At 63.7% G+C, this 23,665-nt stretch carries 25 protein-coding genes; 6 read left to right on the forward strand and 19 right to left on the reverse strand.

Translation table 11 applies throughout. The features are described from left to right. Positions 1–87 precede the first annotated feature (87 nt). The 3 genes from A5788_RS14790 to dapD all read left to right on the forward strand — a co-directional run bounded on the left by A5788_RS14790 (position 88) and on the right by dapD (position 1,855). Positions 88–378 carry a hypothetical protein gene (locus A5788_RS14790; protein WP_064870337.1) on the forward strand — a complete coding sequence of 97 codons (291 nt, stop codon included), beginning with the start codon at positions 88–90 and terminating at the stop codon, positions 376–378. Positions 379–537: 159 nt separating this feature from the next. Beyond that, entirely contained in the window at positions 538–825 is a 288-nt protein-coding gene (locus A5788_RS14795; RefSeq protein ID WP_064870338.1) for a hypothetical protein, read from the forward strand. Positions 826–886: 61 nt separating this feature from the next. Continuing rightward, positions 887–1,855 carry a 2,3,4,5-tetrahydropyridine-2,6-dicarboxylate N-succinyltransferase gene (dapD, locus tag A5788_RS14800; protein WP_082938049.1) on the forward strand — a complete coding sequence of 323 codons (969 nt, stop codon included), beginning with the start codon at positions 887–889 and terminating at the stop codon, positions 1,853–1,855. Between the two features lie 291 nt (positions 1,856–2,146). Here dapD and dapC read toward each other — a convergent pair whose 3' ends face one another. Then, positions 2,147–3,271, reverse strand: a complete 1,125-nt coding sequence (dapC, locus tag A5788_RS14805; protein WP_064870339.1) for a succinyldiaminopimelate transaminase — start codon at positions 3,269–3,271, stop codon at positions 2,147–2,149. 1 nt (position 3,272) lies between these two features. Then, positions 3,273–3,605 (reverse strand): ferredoxin, encoded by a 333-nt coding sequence (gene fdxA, locus A5788_RS14810; protein WP_049698476.1) that lies wholly within the window; start codon positions 3,603–3,605, stop codon positions 3,273–3,275. Between the two features lie 465 nt (positions 3,606–4,070). Here fdxA and A5788_RS14815 point away from each other — a divergent pair, with 465 nt between their 5' ends. Both A5788_RS14815 and A5788_RS14820 read left to right on the forward strand, forming a co-directional pair. Next, positions 4,071–4,670, forward strand: a complete 600-nt coding sequence (locus tag A5788_RS14815; protein WP_049698631.1) for a cysteine dioxygenase — start codon at positions 4,071–4,073, stop codon at positions 4,668–4,670. Positions 4,671–4,694: 24 nt separating this feature from the next. Then, entirely contained in the window at positions 4,695–5,057 is a 363-nt protein-coding gene (locus A5788_RS14820) for a rhodanese-like domain-containing protein (protein ID WP_442902898.1), read from the forward strand. 87 nt (positions 5,058–5,144) lie between these two features. Here A5788_RS14820 and A5788_RS14825 read toward each other — a convergent pair whose 3' ends face one another. The 11 genes from A5788_RS14825 to urtA are packed head-to-tail and all read right to left on the reverse strand — an operon-like array spanning position 5,145 to position 15,162. After that, positions 5,145–5,831 (reverse strand): urease accessory protein UreF, encoded by a 687-nt coding sequence (locus A5788_RS14825; protein ID WP_064870421.1) that lies wholly within the window; start codon positions 5,829–5,831, stop codon positions 5,145–5,147. Continuing rightward, on the reverse strand, positions 5,824–6,375 hold the full coding sequence (locus tag A5788_RS14830; RefSeq protein WP_064870341.1) for an urease accessory protein UreE: 552 nt from the start codon (positions 6,373–6,375) through the stop codon (positions 5,824–5,826). Before A5788_RS14830 ends, A5788_RS14825 begins: the two co-directional genes overlap by 8 nt. A 41-nt stretch (positions 6,376–6,416) precedes the next feature. After that, on the reverse strand, positions 6,417–7,241 hold the full coding sequence (locus A5788_RS14835) for an urease accessory protein UreD (protein WP_064870342.1): 825 nt from the start codon (positions 7,239–7,241) through the stop codon (positions 6,417–6,419). Next, complete coding sequence (ureG, locus tag A5788_RS14840; RefSeq protein ID WP_064870343.1) at positions 7,238–7,864, reverse strand: urease accessory protein UreG; 627 nt, start codon at positions 7,862–7,864, stop codon at positions 7,238–7,240. The genes A5788_RS14835 and ureG overlap by 4 nt, the downstream gene beginning before the upstream one ends. Positions 7,865–7,874: 10 nt before the next feature. Next, positions 7,875–9,590 carry an urease subunit alpha gene (ureC, locus tag A5788_RS14845; protein ID WP_064870344.1) on the reverse strand — a complete coding sequence of 572 codons (1,716 nt, stop codon included), beginning with the start codon at positions 9,588–9,590 and terminating at the stop codon, positions 7,875–7,877. After that, positions 9,590–10,309 (reverse strand): urease subunit beta, encoded by a 720-nt coding sequence (locus tag A5788_RS14850; protein ID WP_064870345.1) that lies wholly within the window; start codon positions 10,307–10,309, stop codon positions 9,590–9,592. Before A5788_RS14850 ends, ureC begins: the two co-directional genes overlap by 1 nt. Positions 10,310–10,330: 21 nt before the next feature. Beyond that, positions 10,331–11,023, reverse strand: a complete 693-nt coding sequence (gene urtE, locus A5788_RS14855; RefSeq protein WP_064870346.1) for an urea ABC transporter ATP-binding subunit UrtE — start codon at positions 11,021–11,023, stop codon at positions 10,331–10,333. A gap of 3 nt (positions 11,024–11,026) precedes the next feature. Continuing rightward, a complete protein-coding gene (gene urtD / locus A5788_RS14860; RefSeq protein ID WP_064870347.1) occupies positions 11,027–11,827 on the reverse strand; it encodes an urea ABC transporter ATP-binding protein UrtD in 801 nt (266 codons plus the stop codon). After that, positions 11,824–12,954, reverse strand: a complete 1,131-nt coding sequence (gene urtC / locus A5788_RS14865) for an urea ABC transporter permease subunit UrtC (RefSeq protein ID WP_064870348.1) — start codon at positions 12,952–12,954, stop codon at positions 11,824–11,826. The genes urtD and urtC overlap by 4 nt, the downstream gene beginning before the upstream one ends. Next, positions 12,951–13,835: an urea ABC transporter permease subunit UrtB gene (gene urtB, locus A5788_RS14870; protein WP_064870349.1), complete on the reverse strand. Its 885-nt coding sequence runs from the start codon at positions 13,833–13,835 to the stop codon at positions 12,951–12,953. The genes urtC and urtB overlap by 4 nt, the downstream gene beginning before the upstream one ends. A gap of 52 nt (positions 13,836–13,887) precedes the next feature. Beyond that, complete coding sequence (urtA, locus tag A5788_RS14875) at positions 13,888–15,162, reverse strand: urea ABC transporter substrate-binding protein (RefSeq protein ID WP_064870350.1); 1,275 nt, start codon at positions 15,160–15,162, stop codon at positions 13,888–13,890. 516 nt (positions 15,163–15,678) lie between these two features. Between urtA and A5788_RS14880 the strand changes: the two genes are divergently transcribed. After that, positions 15,679–16,419: a helix-turn-helix transcriptional regulator gene (locus A5788_RS14880; protein WP_231895596.1), complete on the forward strand. Its 741-nt coding sequence runs from the start codon at positions 15,679–15,681 to the stop codon at positions 16,417–16,419. A gap of 19 nt (positions 16,420–16,438) precedes the next feature. Here A5788_RS14880 and cofG read toward each other — a convergent pair whose 3' ends face one another. The 6 genes from cofG to A5788_RS14910 all read right to left on the reverse strand — a co-directional run bounded on the left by cofG (position 16,439) and on the right by A5788_RS14910 (position 23,622). Continuing rightward, a complete protein-coding gene (gene cofG / locus A5788_RS14885) occupies positions 16,439–17,668 on the reverse strand; it encodes a 7,8-didemethyl-8-hydroxy-5-deazariboflavin synthase CofG (RefSeq protein ID WP_064870422.1) in 1,230 nt (409 codons plus the stop codon). 36 nt (positions 17,669–17,704) lie between these two features. Further along, positions 17,705–19,210 (reverse strand): flavin-containing monooxygenase, encoded by a 1,506-nt coding sequence (locus A5788_RS14890; protein WP_064870352.1) that lies wholly within the window; start codon positions 19,208–19,210, stop codon positions 17,705–17,707. Further along, the gene (locus A5788_RS14895; RefSeq protein ID WP_064870353.1) at positions 19,207–20,346 is read right to left on the reverse strand and encodes a radical SAM protein; all 1,140 of its coding nucleotides are present in this window, start codon (positions 20,344–20,346) and stop codon (positions 19,207–19,209) included. Before A5788_RS14895 ends, A5788_RS14890 begins: the two co-directional genes overlap by 4 nt. An 80-nt stretch (positions 20,347–20,426) precedes the next feature. Next, on the reverse strand, positions 20,427–20,798 hold the full coding sequence (locus tag A5788_RS14900) for a hypothetical protein (RefSeq protein ID WP_049698480.1): 372 nt from the start codon (positions 20,796–20,798) through the stop codon (positions 20,427–20,429). Then, the gene (gene mshB, locus A5788_RS14905; protein ID WP_197494576.1) at positions 20,798–21,691 is read right to left on the reverse strand and encodes an N-acetyl-1-D-myo-inositol-2-amino-2-deoxy-alpha-D-glucopyranoside deacetylase; all 894 of its coding nucleotides are present in this window, start codon (positions 21,689–21,691) and stop codon (positions 20,798–20,800) included. The genes A5788_RS14900 and mshB overlap by 1 nt, the downstream gene beginning before the upstream one ends. 23 nt (positions 21,692–21,714) lie before the next feature. Further along, positions 21,715–23,622 carry an ABC transporter family substrate-binding protein gene (locus A5788_RS14910; RefSeq protein ID WP_064907307.1) on the reverse strand — a complete coding sequence of 636 codons (1,908 nt, stop codon included), beginning with the start codon at positions 23,620–23,622 and terminating at the stop codon, positions 21,715–21,717. Between the last annotated feature and the right edge of the window lie 43 nt (positions 23,623–23,665).

The raw sequence follows: 23,665 nt of genomic DNA on the forward strand, positions 1-23,665 counted from the left end.
TCAGCTTGGGACGAAAGACCCTCTCCCCCAAGCCAACCGAGGTCGAACATTGGACACGTAGACCACTCGTCGAGGAGATGATGTCCGATGTCCATCCGCCGCACGCACACCGACAACCCGCAGCACCCTGCCGCCATCGTCGGGTTCGCGATCTTCCTGATCGGCTTCGGCGCCGCACCGCTCGCCCTGACAGCGCTCGCGTTCGGGAGTGGCACTGCCGCTCTCGTCGCCGCGATCGTGGCGGTGATCGGAATGGCGATCGGGATCGGCATCGTCTCGGCGATGACACGACGTCTCCAGCACAGCGCGCTGTTGCCCGATGCGACGTCGAAAGAGGAGCAGCACTACCTGGAGGTCTACCGCCACCAGGTCGCCTAGCCTGCCGCACGCACGCGAGGTCGGGGTCCCGGGTTGGGCGGGGCGTCGACCTCGCTGCGCTTTCTGCGGTTGACCGTCGGATCTTGCCCTAATCAACCACCGGACTGTGACCTGGATAACACTAGGCTGGGTGCGTCGTCGAATCGAGGAGATGGCGCCATGACGGCCTTCCACAGATCTCACGTGTCACACGGCAATCATCCGATGGGTGTTGTCGCCTTCGTTCTCGTGCTGGCGGGCTTTTTGTCGCTGGCAATCTCGCTGACCATGTTGGCGACGGGTGAAACCACTGCCGGCATCGTCTGGGCGGTGGTGATGGTGGCAGCATTCGCGGGTGGCGCGGCTGTGCTGATCGCGCTGAGCCGACAGATGTATCACAGCGCGTTCTTCCCGGTGAACACCGAGCACGACCGCGTCGAGTACGACCACATGTATCACCAGCACTGATTCCGGTCGATGCGGGCGACCTGGCCCAGCCCGTGCGGAGGTCGCCGGTAAACTCCTGCCCGTGACGACGAATGGCGCTTTCGCAACAGGCATCGCAACCGTGACCAACGGGGGGTCCGCCGATCCCGGCGTTGTCCTCGACGTCTGGTATCCGGACCCCGAACTCGCAACGCCGGATCTGGCCGATACCAAGATCCTCGAGGGCGACGACATTCCCGCCGACCTGAACGATCTGGTCGGCCTCGACGAGGCACGCGGCGTCAAGATCGTCGCCGTCCGCACCTCCATCGCTGATCTGTCGGTCGCCCCGTCGGATGCCTATGACGTCTACCTGCGCCTGCACCTGCTGTCGCATCGACTCATCGAGCCACACGAGGCGAATCTCGAGGGCATCTTCGGCCTGCTGTCCAACGTCGTCTGGACCAACTTCGGCCCGTGCCCGGTGGAGGGATTCGAGAAGGTTCGACGACGCCTTCGCGCGCGCGGACACGTGACCGTACTGAGCATCGACAAGTTCCCCCGGATGGTCGACTACGTCGCACCGGGCGGAGTCCGGATCGGCGACGCCGACCGCGTGCGTCTCGGTGCACACCTCGCCCCCGGCACCACCGTGATGCACGAGGGATTCGTGAACTACAACGCGGGAACGCTCGGCTCGTCGATGGTCGAGGGGCGTATCTCCGCGGGCGTCGTCGTCGGCGACGGTTCGGACATCGGTGGCGGAGCGTCGACGATGGGCACGCTGTCGGGCGGCGGCAAAGAGATCATCTCGCTGGGCAAGCGCTGCCTGCTCGGCGCGAACTCCGGTTGCGGCATTGCCCTCGGCGACGACTGCGTCGTCGAGGCAGGGCTGTACGTGACCGCAGGCACCAAGGTGACGGGTCCCGACGGCGCGTCGATCAAGGCGCGTGAGCTCTCCGGGCAGTCGAATCTGCTGTTCCGTCGCAACAGTCTCACCGGCGCCGTCGAGGTGGTGCCGTGGAAGGGCGACGGCATCGCGCTCAACGAGGCGCTGCACAAGAACAACTGACCCGGGGCTGCCGAGTCGGCATTGCGGACGCCTTCGTGGTGGCGTGTGATTTCGACTCGGCAGCTCGCTTCGCTCGCGGCCGGCTCAATCAGCGGGTGAGGCCGGCTCAATCAGCGGGCGGGGCCGGCTCAATCAGCGGGTGAGGCGGCTCGATCCAGCGGATCGTCGGGCCGGGTTGTGTGTCGAATCGAAGGATGTGGGTGCTGCAGCACTCACATCCTTACGTTCGACACACATTTACCGCGGGAGTCGGCGGACAAGGCGCCCAGCCGGCGCGGGTCGAGCGGACTTTCAGGCGGTGAGTCGCGCCACGGCGGCGTCGATGCGCTCGTCGGTGGCGGTGAGGGCGAAGCGCACGTGGTTGACCCCGAGCGGTCCGTAGAAGTCGCCGGGGGCCGCCAGGATGCCGCGCTCGGCAAGCCACGCAACGGTGTCGCGGCAGCCCTCGTCGCGGGTGGCCCAGAGGTAGAGCCCGGCCTCCGAATCGTCGACGCGGAAACCTGCCTCGCGCACCGCGGGCAGTAGGCGCGAGCGGCGCAACTGGTAGCGGGCGCGCTGTGCCTCGACGTGCGTGTCGTCGGAGAGCGCAGCGGTCATGGCGGCCTGGATCGGGAACGGCACGATCATGCCCGAGTGTTTGCGCACGGCAAGGAGTTCGGCGATCAGGTCGCGGTCGCCAGCGAAGAAGCCCGCGCGATACGACGCCAGGTTGGAGATCTTCGACAGGGAGTGGATCGCGAGCAGCCCGGTATGGTCGCCGTCGCTGACCCGGGGGTCGAGGATCGAGACGGCCTCGGTGTCCCAGGACAATCCGAGGTAGCACTCGTCGGACGCGAGGATCGTGTCGTGCTCGCGGCACCACGCAACCACCTTGCGCAGGTGGTCGACGCCCAGCACGCGGCCCGTCGGATTCGACGGTGAATTGATGAACATGAGCGCGGGTGCCGAACTGCCCATGACCGGGCCGAGCTGCAGCGTCGAATCTGCTCGTGTCACCGACGCGCCCGCGAGCAGCGCACTCACTTCGTACGTGGGGTAGGCGACCTCGGGGATCACGACGTTGTCGCCAACGCCGATACCGAGCGCGGAGGTCAGCCCGGCGATGGCCTCTTTGGTTCCGATGACCGGGAGAATCGACGATTCGTCGAGTCCTGTTGCGCCGTACCGGCGCGCCAACGCGTCGACGGCGGCCTTGCGCAGCTCAGGTGTGCCGACGGTTGTCGGATAGCCGGGGAAATCCGACGCCGACGCCAACGCCTCGCGGATCAGCGTGTCGACGGGATCGACGGGCGTACCGACTGAGAGGTCGACGATGCCGTCCTCGTGAGCAGCAGCGGTCGCCTTGGCCTCGGCGAGCGAATCCCAGGGAAAATCGGGTAGCGCCTCACTCACACGTGCCCGGCGGGCCGTTCGCAAGTCAGTCCTCGCCCTCGTTCATCGGGGGGAGTTCCTTGATGAACGGCGGGTCGTAGTCGGTCTTGCCCACCTTGCTCGCACCACCCGGCGAGCCGAGGTCGTCGAAGAAGTCGGCGTTCGCGCTGACGTAGGGCTCCCACTCGTCGGGAACGTCGTCCTCGTAGAAGATCGCTTCCACGGGACACACCGGTTCGCAGGCACCGCAGTCAACGCACTCATCCGGCTGGATGTACAGACTGCGGCCACCCTCGTAGATGCAATCGACAGGGCACTCCTCGACGCAGGCCTTGTCCATCACGTCCACACAGGGCTCCGCGATGATGTACGTCACCACTCTCTCCTTCTCCGCATAACGTTCATGTGTCCGCTCGCGCCCGCGTGTGCTCACGCGGCGGCAGACCTTGACGCGAGGGCTGATCGCGTCGCATGCGCACACCGTCGACCTCCCCCGAAGCAGGCGCGGAGCACACACGCATCGTCAACCTTATCTGCCTGGCCCAGCCCGGGCCCACATCGCCCCGTGCTATCGCTCACATCTGTCCCGGTCAGGGCAACTCGGCACGACGAAGATCACAGTTTCGACGTTTCCTTCCCTCCGCGAACTCCGATGGTCGGTTTGCGTTCAGCGTGACGCCAACCCTCCCGCGGCGCAGAGGTCGGGAGCATCCTGTTCTGGTGAGTCTGATCATCGCCCGGAACGGGGCCCAGCAGATCAGTGTGGGATTGGCGATCGCGCACTGTCGACGCCGCTGATCACCCGCCGATCCCCGACCCCTCTCCACCTTCGTCCGGAGTGCTCATGACCTCGACCCTCGATCCCGTGCACCGTGCCGCGACACGACCGACGAGTGCCACCCTTCCCACCAGACTTCGACCCGCCGACCTCCTGCGCATCACAGATCAGGGCGTCGCGGACGTTCTCGACGGTCGATACAACCACCTCCTGCCCCCGAGCTGGGACCCCGTCGAACGCTGGTCGACCCGCCTCGAATCCGACGACGACCTCGACCTCTGGCTGATCAGCTGGACACCCGACAGGTCGACGGACCTGCACGACCATGCCGGCTCGCTCGGCGCACTGACCGTGCTCTCCGGCGCGCTGCGCGAGTACCGCTGGACCGGCAACGACCTCGCACTGCGCATCCTGTCAGCGGGCGACCAGGCGTCGTTTCCCCTCGGTTGGGTCCACGACGTGCAGCATCACGCCAGCGCACCTCCACTGCGCGGCCTCAACCAGGCGCACGCAACCTCGCACCGCCTCGGCTCGGTGAACGAGCCCGGCCCCACGCTCAGCGTGCACGCCTATTCGCCACCGCTGACGGCGATGTCGTTCTACGAGGTCACCGACGCGAGCCGGTTGCGACGCACGCGCACAGAACTCACCGACGAACCCGAATGACCCCGATAACCTTGCGATGTGCCGATGACGATCAATGACCTCCTGCTGAACGCCCGCGAAAGCCTCCAGCGAGTCGACGCCGCGGATCTGCCCGCCGAACTCGAGAGCGGTGCGGTCCTCGTCGACATCCGGCCGGCCGCGCAGCGCGCCGCCGAAGGAGAGCATCCCGACGCCCTCGTCATCGAGCGCAATGTCCTGGAGTGGCGCTGCGATCCCGCCAGCGACGCCCGGATCGACGAGGCAGTCGATCACGACGTGCGGTGGATCATCCTGTGCTCGGAGGGCTACACGTCGAGCTTGGCCGCGGCATCGTTGCAGCAGTTGGGTTTACACCGCGCCACCGACGTCGTCGGCGGTTACCGCGCGCTGCGGTCACTCGACAGCTGACGTTCCGAGCGTTGAGCAGCCCGCGTCGCAACTCGTCAGTGCTCTCGATTTCGACATAGCCCGCGATGCGGGTCTTCTTATGCATCGTCAGCTCGCGAAAAGCCTTGGGGTGTACCGGTCGTGGCGTATCGCCCACGTGTCGATCTCGATCGCATTTGACCGCAGGTCCTCCAGCCGCACTGCAAGCACTGCGTTGACCTTGCTCGTCGCATGAGGCGCCGCACCTACCAGGGCTCGATTAGCCGCCATCGCACCCAGTCGACCGAGCCGAACGCAGGCACTCAGCGCCGACGCCATGGACGATCTCAGCGCACCGAGCACCGCTAACGGCTGATCAATTCCTATCGCGCGACTCACGATGCCCTCGACCACTGCCAGGTTGCCCGGTACCTCCTCGGCAATGACAGCGTTCAGATACTTGTTCTCTGCCGGCATCACACCGACCCGCTGCACCGTCTCAGCAAAGCGCCGACCCGGGTCAACTGACGCGCACCGGCCCTGCTCGGAAGTCTTGTAGCTCAGCAGGAGTCGGTCCAGATCAAACAGCTCCGGATACCCTTCGGCGGCCCATGCGTGCGCGAGAATCACTGCGTCCAACGTTGCGACGGACTCGACAACCAAATCGATGACGAGATCAACGACCATTGCTGGTGGGACGTCAGGATGCGCCCGTAGCCAGCTTTCGATGCCGTTACTATGAACCATCCGACCAGCAGGAAAAGCACTGTCCTGCAACGTCAGCCACATCGCTTCGGCACGCAGCGACTCACCCATGCGAATGATCACTGTGGCCGTGTGAGTGAGCACCGTGGTGGTCCGACGACGTGTTCGTCCACCCATGTGCAGCCAGCACGACGTCGGTGACTTCGCCCTCAATGTGGAGCGAGGCAAGCACTTCGTTGGCGGCGGCGGCGCTGGTCATCAGCGGTGTCGCAAGACGACTAGCGGTCACGTCCAGCGGCGCATGCTGGTTTCCCAGCAGGTAGCCCAACAGAAGCAGGCGTCGGGCGCCATCGGGACCCGCGTTCGCCGCAAAGTCCACGCGCACTGCTGCCTGGGCCGGACGCCGGACTGCTATAACGCGCTGACCATCATCGGCGACGACGAGACCGTCAGCCAGATATGACCCCCGCGCCAACCGCACCTGCATTTCGGTGCCGTCCTCGGCGATGAGCACTTGACGGTGCTTTCGCGCGTCCCCCCACTCCACCTCGACGTAGACGATCTCACGACCTTCGAGACGGGCGTCGTGTACGTCACCGAGCAGCTCCGTGACCTCGAGAGGACCCGTTGTTGTCGACCCGCAATTTGTCTTCATAATCTCTCCTGGCAATCGGGTGTAAATGAACGATTGCGCCGTCAACGCACCAACCGCGAGGACGGCGCAGCCATACCGAACAAGGCTGCGCGATAGGCGCCGAGCAGTTCGGCCAGCCCGCGCTGTAGAGGCGGGGCGGCCCCAGCTATGAGCCGGACAATCACACCGCAGGAAGACGGCAGTTCACTGACGCCGGCAGTGACATCGACCCACGCATCTGTCACGTCCGTCAAGACCGCACGCAGTGGCACGTGGTCGCGACCGGGACACACGATCAGCAACGTCGCAAAGTAGTCCACACCAACGAGTCGCGACGCACGACGCCGCCCGGAAAGGCGAACGCACTCACGTACGAGCACTTCTCGGTCGACGGCAACCGATGTCCGCAAACCGAGATCTCGGTACGCAAACCGTTCACCGTGAGCGATCCGCCCCGCCGCCACCATCTCCCAACCCACGTAGACGCCTCCGGTGGCCACGTCGATCGTGGTTCGTTGATCCAGTCGGGACGCAGATTGCGGAATGATTTCTCGCGGAAGGTATTCGAGCGTCGCCTTGGACCGTACCGTCAGTGTCTGGCTGTGGCGCGCACACGGTCCAGAATCACCGGCGAATACTTGGGTCGCACCCTGTGAGGTCATGGTCAGGTGCCCACCCTCGTTGACTGTCACGGATGTGACCAAGTCATCGTCGGGGAAGATTCCGCTCGACGGGTTCTGCACACACAGGTAGGCAATGTGGGGATCGTCGTCGGGGTACATCGGCGCTGTGACGCGTTGCGGGAAGGACTGCATGAGCCGATGAACCCGAGTCTTTCCTCGCGTATCCGGCCGTACCTCGACATCAAGTACACCGCGTGCGCTCATGCCCGCGACGTTGTGGGGATCATCGCTCCGCTGACGATCTGATCGGCGACCTCTGTCAACCCGACCTGCCGGCGCAGATCAGTGAAGAGGGTCGGTTTGCGAGGCCGGGCGATCGCGCAGTCGCGCCGCATCTGTTGGAGATCGGCACCGACGTGGGGAGCAAGGTCAATCTTGTTGACGATCAACAGATCTGCCTGCAGCAGCCCGATCCCTTGCTTCCGTGGGATGTCGTCACCTGCAGCGGTATCGATGACGAAGACCCAGAAGTCCACCAGGTCACTCGAGAAGGTCGCTGCAAGGTTATCGCCTCCCGACTCGATCAGAATGGCCTGAAGCCCTGTGAACGCCGAGGCAAGTCGGTCGACTGCCGACAGATTTACCGAAGGGTCCTCCCGAATTGCGGTATGCGGGCATGCACCGGTCTCCACCGCAATAACCCTGGCTGGATCGATAACGCCGCTACGCCGCACCCGCTGAGCGTCCTCATCGGTCACCAGGTCGTTGGTGATCACTGCGAGATCGATACCTCGCTCGGCAAGGACCGGCACCAACGACTCCACAAGTTTCGTCTTCCCGGAGCCGACGGGGCCGCCGATACCGATACGAACGGGATCCGTAGTCATGCAACATCCTTCACTTGATCGAGTAGCGTCGGCCCAACGGAACGCTGGACATCGGGGTACTGACACAGGGCTCACCGTCGACCATCACCCGGTAGGTATCCGGTTCGATGGTGATATCGGGCAGATACGAGTTATGCACGAAATCCGCCTTCGACAACGACCGCGACCCGCGGCAGACGACAAGCCGCTTGTCGAGCCCCAGCGATCCAGCCAGCCCGGATTCAGCTGCTGCCGCTCCGACGAAGTTCACCGACACGTCCACCGGAGCCTTCCCATAGGCGGCCCACTGTGGGCGGTACTTCAGCGGTTCGCAAGTCATGAGCGAGGCGTTCGACTCGCCCATGACCGACCATGTGGGGAATCCACCCTTGAAGACCACTTCTGGTCGGATGCCGAAAAACTTCGGGTCCCACAGCACGATGTCGGCGAGCTTCCCTGGTTCCAGCGAACCCACCTCGTGGTCGATGCCGAACATCTTTGCTGGATTAATCGTGAGTTTCGCGACGTAGCGCAGAATGCGCTGGTTATCAGCGCCTGTCCCGGCATCGTCGTCCAACGGACCTCTGGTCATACGCATATGGGATGCCAATTGCCAGGTCCTAGCGATCGTCTCACCGATTCGGCCCATACCCTGGGAGTCTGATCCCATCGCCGAAATGGCACCGAGATCGTGCAGTACGTCTTCGGCCGCGATGGTCTCGCGGCGAATGCGCGACTCGGCGAATGCAACATCTTCAGGGATTCGAGGATTCAGGTGATGGCACACCATCACCATGTCGAGGTGCTCATCAAAAGTGTTGAGAGTGTACGGGTTAGTCGGATTTGTCGACGAGGGAAGACAATTGGCCTCGCCGACAACTCTCATCACATCCGGCGCATGGCCTCCCCCAGCACCCTCTGCATGGTAGGTGTGAATCACGCGGCCGCCAATCGCGCGCATCGTGTCCTCGTAAAACCCCGACTCGTTCAACGTGTCGCTGTGAATCTGAACCTGTAGGTCGAGTTCGTCGCCGGCATCGAGCGACGCGTGAATCGAGGCGGGGGTGGCACCCCAGTCTTCATGAATCTTGTATCCGATGGCCCCCGCCAATCCTTGTTCGATCAACGGAGCGGTCGATGCCGCACTACCGTTCGCGATAAACCCGAAGTTCATCGGGAATGCCTCGGCCGCTCGCAGCATCCGTGCGAGGTTTGTCGGTCCAGATGTGGTGATGCCGACCGTGACTGGACCCAAGCCACCGCCTATCATGGTGGTGACACCGCTGGAAATGGCTTCCTCGACTAATCCCGCACTGTCGAAATGCACGTGCACGTCGATTGCACCGGCTGTCGCGATCATCCCCTCACCGGCACGGATATCGGTGCCAGCGCCGATGATCAGATTTGGGTGAACTCCGTCCATCGTCGCCGGATTGCCTGACTTCCCGATCCCAGCAATTCGACCATCCTTGATGCCGATATCCGCTTTGCGAATTCCCAGCACCGCGTCGATGATCAGGACGTTGGTAATCACGAAGTCGAGAGCACCCTCAGCATTCGTCATTGCGTTGTTGACAGCCATACCCTCGCGCATAGTCTTCCCGCCCCCGAAGACCGACTCATCGCCGTAGACGGTTGCATCTGAGTCGACGCGCGCCAACAACTCGGTGTCAGCCAACCGAACGCGATCGCCAGTCGTCGGCCCGAAGAGTTCGGCGTAGTGCTTACGCGATAGACGCTGCGCCATCAGTTTGCCCTTCCACGGTCCAGGAATCCCGTATCCAGCAGTCGCTCAAGAGTTCCCATCGGCAACGATCCTGTGGTGTCACCGTTGGTCATGCCGTTGAGTCCGGTGATCATGCGTGAGCCCCCGTACGTGACCAGGGCGACCTCGTGATCGGCTCCCGGTTCGAACCGGACGGCGGTTCCCGACGCGACATCGAGACGCATCCCAAAGGCCGCGCGCCGATCAAAGCGGAGTGCTCTGTTTGCCTCGAAGAAGTGGAAATGCGAGCCAACCTGTATCGGGCGATCGCCGGTATTTGTCACGATGAGCGTGCAGGTCTGACGCCCAGCGTTGATGGTGATCTCACCGTTAGCGGGCAGGACTTCGCCCGGACTGTGCTCATCCCCCGACAACTGTCCACCACGAGCTCTGACCCCCGGCCTGATCGGATCGTGCACCGTCACCAACTTCTGACCGTCGTCGAAGAACCCCTCGACCTGTACCGACCCGATCAGTTCAGCCACACCCGGCAGTACGTCATCGTCGGTAAGCAACGAGGCGCCGAGCGCGGCAGCCTGAGCGACAGATGCGCCTCCTCGGGCGGCCTCGACCACCTCGTCGGCGATCAAAGCACGCGCCTCCGGGTATGACAATGCCCATCCACGTGCGCGCCGCTTACGTGCCAATTCCGCTGCGAGAAACAACAGCAGACGGTCCTCATCCTTGGGTGTGAGATGCATAGTTGTTCCACTGCCTCCTCATCAAATGGCCATCGCTTCGCGGACTGCGGATACGTCCGCAGTACCGCCTTCGCCTGACGAGACAACTCGTCCCGATTGCAGCACGTAATAGCGCTCCGCAGATGCCAGCGCGAAACCGACATGTTGCTCGACAAGCAATGCAGCAAGTGAATTGCTCTGCGTGAGCTGGGCAATCGCCAATTCGATCTCGGCGACAACGTTGGGCTGGATGCCCTCGGTCGGTTCGTCCAGGATCAGGAGCTTCGGGTCGGTGAGCAGGGCTCGGGCGATGGCCAGTTGTTGGCGCTGACCGCCGGAGAGCAAGCCAGCCCGGCGATCCATGATCGTCGATAGCGCTGGGAAGAGATCGACGACATCGTCGATGGTCCGCGAGCCCTTCTTCCGGCTTTCTGCGACCACCGCAAGATTGTCCGCGGTCGACAACTGCGCGAAGCCCACCTGCCCCTGCGGGACGTAAGCAATTCCACGCCGCACCCGCAGATGTGGGCGGAGTGTGCTGATGTTCTCGCCATTGAAGTCGATCGTTCCTGATGTCAGCTTGAGCAATCCCATGCATGCTCGCATCAGGGTGCTCTTCCCAGCACCGTTGTGCCCGAGCACCGCCGTCACCGAATTCTCGGCAACGGTCAGGTCGACATCCGACACAATCGTTGTACGACCATAACCAGTGCAAACGCCCTTCAAGGTCAACATTTCTCAGCCTTCCGAAGCATTCGTTGTGCCCAGGTAGACCGCCTGAACACGCGGATCTTTCTGCACATCGGAGACCGACCCCTCCGACAACACTCGCCCGGCCGCCATAACGGTCACTGATGTGGCAAAGCTCCGCATGAACTCCATGTCATGCTCGACTACAAGAACCGTCCGCGATCCACCCAGTCGGCGCAGGAGTTCTCCTGTCTCAAGTCGCTCGTCATGGTTCATTCCAGCCACGGGCTCATCAAGGAGGAGGACATTGGCCTCTTGCACCAACAGCATTCCGATCTCTAGCCACTTCTTCTGTCCATGCGCCAACGTGCCTGCAAGCGAATCTGCTACCGCGGTCAGGCCAGTTGCCTCCAGTGCATCGTCGACCGCCGGCGGGATAGCAGTGCGAGCCCTCAGCCGCTCAAACACGCCGCGCCTAGCGCCGGCGGCGATGTCGAGATTCTCGAGGACAGAAAGGTTTTCGAACACACTCGGGGTCTGGAAAGTCCGTACCACACCCTCACGCACGATGCGGTGTGGCTTCATTCCGGCGAGCTGAGTACCGGATTTCACAATCGCACCAGTAACAGGCACAAGACCGGTGATCGCGTCGATCAGGGTTGTCTTCCCGGCACCGTTGGGTCCGATCAAGAACCTCAGATCCCCTTGGAACAGCGTCAGGTCGACGCCATCGATGGCGCGGAATCCGTCGAAATCCACCACGAGATCACGGATCTCGAGATACTGCGATCCCATTCCGACGTTGCCGCCGGACCGTGGACTCGGTTCTGCTGTCGGTGTCGATATCATCGGGAGACCTCCTCAGAAGCCGTCGGTTCGGTCGTTATCGTGGTGGTTGCGGTGGCCAGGTCTGAAGTCGCGTCAGGACGTACAACGGCGCTGCGGCGCTTGACGAGCAGCCCTAGCCCCGCCAGTCCTGCCGGTACGAATCCGATGACGACGATGAACAGCAAACCCTGCAGATATGGCCATGCTTGCGGAAGGTTGTCCGAGAGGTAGGTCTGGGCGAGGGCGACTACCACCGCTCCGAGAACCGGCCCGAGTAAGGTGTCTCGGCCACCGATGGCCACACCGATGACGAACGCGATCGACGGAACAACCCCGACATCGGTTGGAGAGATGATCCCGACGATCGGAACGAACAGCGCACCGCCGACCGATGCGAGAAGCGCCGCGAGTGCAAACACCCCGACTTTCGCATTCGCAGGGTCGTACCCCAGGAAACGAACCCTCTCCTCCTGATCACGCACTGCCACAAGCAGTTTCCCGTACCTGCTGCGACGGAGCTGCCAAGCTACGAGCAGGGCAAGTAGAACTGCACCGGAGATGAGAAAGAAGAGCATGCGCCGATTGACCGGATCGGCCAGGTCGTAACCGAAGAACGAATTGAATCGGTTGATGCCGTTGCTGCTGCCCAGCGACTGTTGTCCCACCAGGAACACTGCAAATGCCGCCGCAAGCGCTTGGCTCAGAATCGCGAAATAGGCACCCTTCACGCGTCGTTTGAAGACCAACAACCCAAGAGCTACCGCTAGCACCGTCGGGACGATGATGATCGCGAGCACCGTGAATACGCCGGATCGAAAGGGCTCCCAGAACATCGGGACGTCAGTCGCACCGCCGAACTGCAGAAAATCTGGTACCTCACTGCCCTGCAACGCGGCGTCGGCCAACTTGAGGTGCATGGCCATCATGTATGCGCCGAGGCCGAAGAACACTCCCTGCCCCAGCGTGAGCATTCCGCCACGGCCCCATGCCAGACCTATACCGGTGGCCACTAGTCCGAAGCACAAGAACTTCGCCAGCAAGCCGAGGTTGTAGTCCGACAAAGCAAGTGGGGCGAGGCAGAACAAGATCAACGCCCCAAGGCCAAGCACGATCCATGGTCGAAAGCGGTCGATGTTGATGCGATTCATGCCAGGCTCCTGGTCTTGACAGCGAAAAGTCCCTGCGGACGGATTTGCAGAAAGACGATGACGATCAGGAACACGATGACCTTCGCCGCAGACGCCGTCGTTCCGAACTCGACAAAGGAGTTGAGAAGTCCGAGTCCAAACGCAGCTATCACCGCACCCTTGATCTGCCCGAGCCCGCCGATGACCACAACGAGAAATGCGTCGACGATGTAGTACTGCCCCAGTGTCGAGCTCACTGGACCAATGAGTGTCAGCGCCACACCTGCGACGCCGGCCAGCGCCGAACCGATCATAAAGGTGACAAGATCTGTTGTGCGAGAGGAGATTCCGGATGTCTGGGCAAGTTGCCGATTGTCGATCACCGCGCGCACTCGCCTGCCAGCTGGGGTGGCTTGTAGCGTAGCAACCAGTGCAGCGACAGCAACAACGGCGAGCACGAGAATAAACAACCGCGCCTTGGGCACCGCAGCGCCGAGTACCGACACATCTCCTGTCAACCATGCGGGCGGTGCAACGCTCACCGCAGGCGCCCCGAAGATCTGCCGCGCCAGTTGCTGCAAAATCAGCCCGACACCAAATGTCACCAGAAGTGTATCGAGCGGCCGGTCGTACATGCGACTGATGAGCAACACCTCGAGAATGCCTCCGACACACGCAGCTGCGACGGCACCGACGATCAACGAAATCAACAGCGAGAGACCGGACGACGACAGCGCCTTGCCGACCACAAATGCTGCGTACGCACCCACCATCATGATCTCGCCGTGCGCCATGTTGATGACGCCCATCTGCCCGAAGGTCAGCGAGAGTCCCAGTGCAGCAAGCAGAAGAATCGAGCCGAGGCTGAGGCCGATGAACAGTTGTCCTATGAGAGTGTCCACGGATGAGTCCTTTGAGAGTTCGAAACTGCGAAGACAGCGAGAAGTTTCGTGATCACCGGGCGACGCCCTTGGCCCAGCTGTAGGTAGTCAGGAATGGATCTGGCTTTATCGGCTCCGGCGATTGCCATACCTGTTGAATCAATCCGTCAGAAGCGACCTTGCCGATGCGCGCGGTCTTGGTCACGTGATGGTTCTCGGCATCGACGACAACCTCGCCCTCCGGGGCATCGATGGTGACGCCCTTTGCGGCCCCGACGATAGCTTTGGGCGAAAAGCTGTGCGCCTTCTCGACCATCGCTTTCCACAGGTAGACCGCGGTGTATGCAGACTCCATCGGATCCGATGTGACCCGGCCAGCACCAAACTTCGCCTTGAAGTCTGCAACGAACTTCTTATTCGCGGGCGTCGCGAGAGACTGGTAGTAGTTCCATGACGCGAACTGCCCCTCGATCGAGGCCGCACCGATGCTCTTGACTTCCTCCTCACCGACGCACATCGACATCACCGGCATCTTTGCCGGCGTCAGACCGACGGCATTGTATTCACGAAAGAATGAGACAAGTGAATCCCCAACGACTACGTTAAAGACGGCATCGGCTCCCGAACCGCGGACCTTGTTGACTATCGTTGCGAAATTCGTCGTACCCAGTGGCGCGTAATCCTCGCCCTTGATCTCTATACCATTGGCGCGCGCGTAGTCCTTGACGATGGCATTCGACGTCCGCGGAAACACATAGTCGCTCCCGACCAGATACAGCGATCTGACTCCCCGCGACTTCAAGTAATCAAGCGACGGAATGATCTGCTGATTGGTGGTCGCACCGGTGTAGAAGATGTTCGGCGATGCCTCGAGCCCCTCATACTGCTGTCCGTAGTAGAGGAGTCCGCCGGTGTTCTCGAATACCGGAAGCATCGCCTTTCTGCTCGCTGAGGTGTATCCACCAAAGACAGCTGCCACACAGTCACTACTGACGAGCTTCTGCGCCTTCTGCGCGAAGATGGTTGGGTCCGACGCGCCGTCTTCGGAGATCTGCTGGAGCTGTTTACCGAGAACCCCTCCCCCGCTATTGATCTCATCGACCGCCATGGTGATCGCATCATGAATCACGGTCTCGCTGGCCGCCAGACCACCGGTCAGGGAGTTGAGCGATCCGATCTTGACCGTCGCGCCTGCCGTATCGAGACAGTTGACCCGCCCCAACCCGCTTTGCGTGTTGGTGGCCAATCGTCCACATCCGGACGCCAGCACGCCGACCACGACAACGATGCTGACAAGCACCGCTGCGTGCGCTGCCCGGTTGAGACCGCGCTGAGGTTGCGAGGACATCAAATGAAGCTCCTGACTGGAGAGGTCCTTACGTGCCAACGGAGATCCGCTCCTTGTACACCCAGGAGCGGACACCGACATACCGTCGATGTAAAGAACGTACGGAGATGCGGGCATTCGGAGCATCGGGAGAACGCCCCATCTTTCGCTCCCGTTCGTTACCGGCAGATGTCCGGGTCGCGACCAAGAGATGACATGAGCACCGCATGCGTAATGCGCACGACAAATCAGTCCGCGACAATGGTCACCGCTGGATCAGCTCGATGGGGGTACCGAATGCATGTACACAGCGGAAGCGTTTACCAGGAAGTTGTTGGCTCGTCCGACAGTCTCAATACACGAGCCGACGAGCTGCTTCATGCCCTCGAGGAGCAGGTTCACTCATCGGCCAGCGCCATCTGCCTATGGAATCCGTTGACTCGGAGCCACACCACCCTCGCAAATCATTGCTATCCCGCCGAGGTAATGTCGCACTTCAACAGCTGGTTTGTCGCGAACGATCCGTTGTTTAAGCAGATGGAACGCACACGGTCCGGCGCCCTCCGCTGGCAAGACTTCCCCGACTACCGTCAGTCGTACTCGGTGACGGAGATCTTCACTCGTGCCGGCTTCGACGAGGGGCTATCTGCAAGGCTGGTGACAGCAAACGGCTTCTACGCTGGCACCTTGCACGTGAACTCGGACAATCGCCGGTGCCCGAGTGACAGCGACGTCGCAGAGATCAACCGACTTCGCTTCAGCGTCGCCTCGCTTCTCGAGGTCACCACACGCCCTGGACTTGTCGCGGACTTCCTTGCTCCGGGCCAACCCGCATGGTTAATCGACCGCACCGGTAACTACCGAGTACTCCGTGATGACATCTGTCAGCCGGAGACTCTGGACTCCGATCTCCTAGCTGCAGTCGCCCCGATTGCCGGGAGCGAGCGCCAATTCCGCTGGTGCGACGCGAACGGCAAATGGCACCTGGTGCGTGCCCTGCCCGCAACTCCGCGTCACGACTCCGCAGTACCTACTGCGCTGGTGATCGCCGCACCTCAGCCACTCCCGTTCGGACTGACCGGACGCGAGCTCGAGATAGTCACACTGGTGGCGAAAGGCATGACGACGCAGAACATCTCGCAAACCCTCAGCATCAGCCCGAAAACGGTCGGCCACCACATCGAACATGCCCTCAGTAAGACGAACTCGCCTAATAGGGTCGCGCTTGCATCCCTGGCCAACCAATTCGGTCTGCTTTCCTCTCAGCATCTGAGCTAAAAGCCTCGACAGCGCCCGATTAACGATTCAGAGACAGTTGAGACGCCGTGGAGCCGGCGGCGGCCAAACCGGTCACCGGATTCGAGACCGCAGCAACGTATTTCATCAACCCGCCGTCGATCCACTTCTCGGCGTCGAGCACATAGGGCGGCTGGGCCGTGATCCGCTCGGCGAGAACGTATCCCGACTCGGCGGTGATCTCGGCGAGCGTGGTGAGGTTCGGCCACGGGCGTTCGGGGTTGACGTGGTCGGGCGTCAGCGGCGACACGCCGCCCCAGTCGTCGATGCCCGAGGCGATCAGCGCCGCGCACTCCTCCCCCGACACCAGGTTGGGCGGCGCCTGCACCCGCATCCGCGATCCGAGCACGATGCGTGCGGTCGCCACGGCCGCGAGGAACTCCGTCATCTCAGCGTCGGGAGTGCCGCGCATCGCGGTGTCGGGCTTGGCGCGGAAGTTCTGCACGATCACCTCTTGGATGTGACCGGCACGCGCGATATCGGCAAGTGCGAGTAGCGATTCCGCGCGTTCGGTCAGACTCTCGCCGATGCCGACGAGGATGCCCGTGGTGAACGGAATCCGCAGATCCCCCGCATCGCGCAGCACCTGCAGCCGGACCAGCGGGTCCTTATCGGGGCTGCCGTAGTGCGGTTGCCCCTTCTCGGTGAACAGCCTGCGCGAGGTGGTCTCGAGCATCATGCCCATCGACGGCGCCACGGGACGCAACACCGCCATCTCCTCGGCGCTCATCACGCCGGGATTGAGATGCGGCAGCAGGCCGGTGTCTTCGAGGACAGCAACCGCTGCTGCGCGTACGTAGTCGAGCGTCGACGAATATCCGCGTGCGGCAAGCCATTCGGCGGCCTGCGGCCAGCGATCCTCTGGCCGGTCGCCCAGCGTGAAAAGCGCTTCTTTGCAGCCGAGCGCCGCCCCTTGGCGCGCGATCGACAGCACCTGGTCGATTTCGAGGAACATTCCCTCGCCCGCCCGGGCCAGTTTGCCCGGCACGGTCACGAACGTGCAGTAGTGACACCGATCGCGGCACAACCGCGTCAACGGCACGAATACCTTGCGCGAGTAGGTGATCTGCCGTTCCCGACCCACCTCGGCGAGCCCTTCGTCACGCATCGCAGACGCGACCGCCGCCACTGCGGCCAGGTCGTCGCCCGACGCCGACAGCAGCGCTGTTGCCTCGGCGAGCCCGACGTTGCCGCCCGCGCGCACCACGTCGAGCGCCTCACGTGCAGTCATCGCCTTACCTGCAGTCATGTCAGTTGTCATCCACGCTCACCCCTCGCGGGTCTCGACGACATACGGCTCTACATCGAACGTACCGTTTCTCTCTCGGAACGAGACGGCCGTACCAGGCCACAGCAGCGTCAATCTCCCGCTGTCGGGATCGACGTACCAGCTGTTGCAGCCGGTCAACCACACCGTCGACGATGCGCGGTCATCGATCTCGGCGGTGTAGGCGGCTTCAGCGTCCGCGGTGACCTCCAATGAACGGATGCCGTCGTCGGAGAGCACATCGAGCGCGCCGAGAACGTAGCCGAGTTGGGTCTCGATCATGTAGATGGCGGAGTTGTGACCGAGCGCGGCATTGGGGCCGTCGAGCACGAACATGTTGGGAAAACCGTGAACGGTGGTCGACGCGTACGACGTCATCCCGTCGGACCAATGCGCGTCGAGCCGTTCGCCGCGGGCGCCGGTGATGCGTGTGGAGACGGGAGGCCGGGCAGCCTCGAATCCCGTTGCCATCACGAGCAGGTCGAGGTCGTAGCAGCGTCCGCTCGCGGCGCGAGCCTTGGATTCGCGCACTGTGTCGAGAGCGCTCGGCTCGAGGATCACGTTGTCGCGCACGAGTGTCGGATAGAAATCGTCGCTCAACAGGATGCGCTTGCATCCGATCTCGTAGTCGGGGGTGAGGATCGACCGGAGTTCGGGATCACCGATCTGAGAATGCAGATGAGTTCTTGCGCGCGAACGGATCTCGTCGATGTCCGGGTGCAGGGCGAGTCGCTGACGGAACGCGGCATCGGCGTCGCGCAGAAGCTGATCGCGCACATCGTCCGCGACGGCGGGATCGAGGTAGGTGGCGCGTTCTTCGACGGTGTACTGCCGATCGTCGCGCGGCACGACATACGGTGGCGTCCGGCAGAATACGACGAGTTCTTCGGCTTTCTCGGCGAGATGCGGGGCGATCTGCACCGCGGACGCACCCGTACCCACCAGACCGATGCGCGCACCGTCGAGCGGCAGGTCGTCGCGCCAGGCGGCGGTGTGGACCACCTCGCCGGTGAACGAGTCGAGTCCCTCGATGTCGGGGATGCGCGGCTCCGACAGCCGCCCCACGGCGAGAACCAATGCGCGGCAGGTGATCTCACCGTCCGACGTCATGATCGTCCACCGGGCCGCTGCGGGATTCCAGGTGGCGTCGAGTAGTTCGCAACCGAGACGGAGTCGGTCGTCGAATCCCTCGTCGATGACAGTCCGTTCGAGATACTCGCGGATCTCGGCACCGCTGGGATAGACCGACGACCAATCGGCAGGCGGACGGAACGAGAACGAGTAGAGATGCGCCGGAATGTCGCAGGCAATGCCCGGATAGGTGTTGTCGCGCCACGTTCCCCCGACGGCGTCGGCACGCTCGAGAACGACGAACGACTCGCGGCCACGTCGGGCGAGTCCCGTGGCCATCCCGATCCCGGCAAACCCCGCACCGACGATCACGACATCGACGTCGAACTCTGCGACAGTTCGACGGTCAGGCGTGCTCGAGAGGTCGGCAGTCACCCGCAGGCCCGCGCATTCTCGTTCTGCGGCAACGTGATTCGACGCCCCTGCGGCGGTTCGCCGTAATCGGTACGTCGCTGCCGGGGCAGCCGACCGACCTCGTGAGCGATCTCCGAGATGTCGTCGACGGACAACGTCCGACCGGCCTCCTGGCCGGATTCGGGTGAGAGCTCGCCGTCGAGCAGCAAGCCACCGATGTCGTCGGCGCCGCCCGCGAGGACGTCGAGGACGACGTCGCGATCGAGCTTGGTCCAGGCGACCTGGATGTGGTCGATGTGTCCGAGCATCATCAGACGCGCGACCGCGTGGACAGCCCGGGTCTCACGCACGCCGACCGAGTGGGTGGCAGCGTCGGCGAGGTGAGGTGGTGCGTTCTCGGGCAGCAGCGGCATGACGATCAACTCGTGGAAGCCGCGGGTTTCGTCGGCGATGCGGGCGAGCAGTCGCAGGTGTGCCACCACCTGTTCGGGCGTCTCGACGTGGCCGTAGAGCAGCGTCGCGGTGGAGAACAGCCCTGCACGATGGGCAGCGCGGATCGTTTCGACCCACTCCGATACCGGCTGCGGCGCACCTGCGGGATGCAGTGCGGCCCGCACCTCGTCGTCGAGGATCTGTGCCGCGGTGCCCGGGACGGACCCGAGCCCCGCGTTGCGCGCCAGCTCGAGGAACTCCGGGACGTCGAGGTTCATGCGCTCGGCGCCGTCGCGAATCTCGGGTGGCCGGAAGGCGTGCAGGTGCATGTCCGGCGATGCGGCGTGGATTCTTTCGATGATTCGCAGGTAGACGTCGCCGCGATCGTCGCCCGGTACAGCACCCTGCATGCAAATCTCGGTGGCTCCGAGCGACCAGGCCTCCGCGACGAGCGCCTCGATCGAGACGGCCGAATCGTCGGCCGCGACCACCGCGGTGTCGAAGTTTCGGTTCACCACGAAGGTCATGACGTCGGGATCGGTGACGTCCCTGCGGGCGGTGTCGGCGACTGCGCACAGTTCGAGCAGTTCGTCGCCATCGGCGCCGAGCAAGGCCGCCCACTCGGCGTCGGTCACCGACGCCGCGTCGGCTCGCACAGCGGCCAACGCCGACCGAACCGATTCGACTGGGGCGGGGCGGTCACTCGCCCACGCGCGCAACACCATGCAGAACACTCTAACGATCACGCTTACCGCTTCCCCGGCGGACGCCACCCAGAAGACTCAGCGGCCGACGCGGGACCGGGTCAGGCCTCGGCCTCAGGCAGCCGCCTCGACCAGACCAACGCGACGGGTGCGCCGAGTCCGATGATCACGAGTAGCAACGTCGCGAGTGTGGTGCTGCCCTGCAACGCGAGCATGACGTCGCCTCCCGGGCCGCCCATGCCTGCCACAGCGAGCACAATCAGCCACGCCACCAGCGGGCCGTACCGCAGCGGGCCGTCGGTGTATTTCGCGGCCAGCCACAGCAGCAGGCAGTTGAGCAGGCCTGCGGCGATCGCAGCGACCGGTACGGGTGTTCCGCCGAGGCGCAGGTAGACGAAGCCGACCGAGAGCAACCCGACGATGAATCCATCGAGGATCAGGAATCCGAGGAGCACACGATCGGCGACGCGCATCACGCCACTCCGCCAGAAGAGCCTTCAGACGAGTCGTCCGAGGAATCTGAGAAGAAGAGATCCGTGGCACGGCGTCCCGACGTGAGGCCCTCACGGCTCGACCGCAGCACGAAGTGTTCGTCACTCATGATCGGTTGCAGAATGTTGTTGCTGAGCGCGTACTCGGTTCCCGACGGCGCGACGGTCACCTGCGTGGCATGAGCACGCAGGCCCTCGACCTTGCGGTCGTACGCGGCGCTGATGTCGATCGCGGCGTCGATCTCGTCGTCGGCGTAGCTGGGCAACTCCCCCGCCTCGGGCATCCGCCATCCGTCAGGAACGCTGCGCGCAGAGGCCAATCCCTGGTGCAGCGCGCTGTGTTCGGTCACCGACTCCCAGACGATGAGCTCGCGCCCGGTTCGGGCCTCGACAAGCGGTATCGCGGCCATCGACGCCGTGTGGACCATCTTGTGGTCGGGGTGGCCGTAGGTGCCCGCCATGTCGTAGGTGACGAGGACCTGCGGGTCGAAGTCGGCGATGACGTTCGCGAGAGTTGCGACGACATCGTCGAAGCGCGCTTGGGCGAGCGCACGCGGGTGCTCCGCCGACGGCGAACCGGCCATTCCCGAATCGCGCCAATGCCCCGCTCCGCCGAGGAACTCCGGACGCAGTGGCGCGGCGCCCTCCGGGGTGAGCGCGGCCAGCGCGTCGGTCAGCTCGCGGATCCGATAGCCGCCGAGCTGATCGGCACCTCCGTCGGCGACCAACTGTGCCCATTCGTCACCGATCACCTCGCCCTCTTCGCCGAGCGTGAACGTGAGCACGCGCACGTCGACGCCGTCGGCGAGATACCGCGCGATGGTGCCACCGGTCATGATTGTCTCGTCGTCGGGGTGCGCGTGAAGCAGCAACATACGACGATCGGATCGCTGGTCGCTCACCGGAGGTTCCATGTGCTCGCCGAGCCGAAGATCGAGACCTGAATCGGTCCGGACAGCGGAACGTCAGTCACCTTGCGCGTCACACCCACCATCATGCTGTCCTGATAGAGCGGCAGATAAATCGACTGCGCTGCGAGCAGGGGCTCTGCCTCGGTCAGCTGAGGCAGCGGGTCGTCGGATGCCATCGCGTCGCGCGCGAGACCGATGAGCACGTTGTCGCAGACCCCCGAGGGATTGGACGCGTAGACGTCCTGATTCGACGACTGCTGCTGCTGGTCGGGAGCGTCGCTGGTTGGTGTCGGCGGCGTCGAGAGGCTCGGTGCCGTACCCGGCTTGGGCTGATCGCAGTCGACCTGGGACGCCAGTGCAGCGGCAGGCGGCACGCCGAGTCCGGTCCAGCCGACGGCCATGTCGACGCGCGATTCGGTCAGGGCTACCCCGTACAGCTCGTTATTGGGCAGCGAGACCACTGCGGCACGGACACCGGCGTTGCGTAGCTGGTCGACGATGTTGGCGGCAGCCGCGGTCGACCTCGCGTCACCGCTGATCGCACCGACGCGCACGGCCAGGTCGCGCCCGTCCTTCGAGAAACCGGCGACACCGTCGGGTACCGGCGACATCGTCGACGCGGGGTCGGGTGGCGTCGAGGAGGACGGCGCTCCCGACGAGGGCGATGCAGAGCTGGTGGCCGGTGCACTCGAGGGAGCCGACGAACCGTTGGACGACGTCGACGTCGGAGTTGCCGCCCCACGCCGGTACCCAGCGGAGGCGAGCAACTCGTCGATCTGTTCCGCACCCGGGCGCTGACGGTCGACCGCGAAGTATCCCGGATCCGACGGCGCGAGAACGGTGTTCGCGTACGGCGTGACGACCGTGTCGCCCGCGCCCGCGTAGGTGACGACCGCCGGGTCGATCATTCCCAGGATCGCTCGACGAACGGCCACCGAATTCATCACCGGGGTGCGCGCGTTGACGCTGATGCTCAACGCTCGTGACGTCGCCGAGCGCTGCGTCGCGATACCCGGGACGGCGGCGAGTTCTGCGCTACTCGCAGGCCCGGTGGCCAGCGTCGCGAGCGACGAGTCGCCCGAACGTACGGACTCCACCATCTGCGACGCCGTGCCCGCCCTGCGCAGCACCACCTGGTCGAGGATCGACGGTTTCACCCAGAAACGGTCGTTGCGGATCAGGCGCACCTCGTCGCGGGTGGTGTCGATCGAGAACACCGAGAACGGACCCGCCGACACCGGCTTTCCGCTGTCCATACCGGTCTGGAATCCGGCGGGCGCGCCCTTCAGCACGTGACTGGGAAGCAACCAGGTGAACATCTCGCGCCACGCCGGGTAGGCACGCGCGAACTTGACCGTCACCACCTTGCCGCCGCTGCTCGACTCCACGGAGTCGATCAACCGGTAGCCGGCGGGAGCGACGACGTTGGGCTGTCGCGACATCTGTTGCCACAGGTAGCTGAAATCGTCGCCGGTGACGGGCAGGCCGTCGGACCACTGCGCGTTGGTGTGGATCTTGTAGGTGACCGTGAACGGCTGCTGTGACGTGACCTCCGCCGAGGTGAGCAGAGCTTCGGAGCGCTGCCAGACGACGCCGTTCGGCGTCTGAACCGGTTCGAACGCACTCGGCAGCGTCATCGAGGCGATCGCCGTCGTGACAGGGCTCTGATCGGCGGCCAGGTGCGGATTGAATCCCTGGCCGACCGAGTCGGTGGCGACGTAGATCGTCTTCTCCGTCGGGTACTCGGCGGGGGTCTGCGGTGGCGCCTCGGTCTCGCGGACCGGGGGCGGCGGGTCGGACATACACCCGGCCATCGTCGCCACCACTACAGCGCTCAGCACCGCCAACAGGAGGTGCCTACGCCGTCGAGAACGGTCATCCGCTCGCGCCCGCATCGGCGGCCTCCTGCCGGTCACCCACTCACCCCCACCATCACGT

Source organism: Gordonia sp. 852002-50816_SCH5313054-c (genome assembly GCF_001665925.1).
GTDB lineage: Bacteria > Actinomycetota > Actinomycetes > Mycobacteriales > Mycobacteriaceae > Gordonia > Gordonia jacobaea.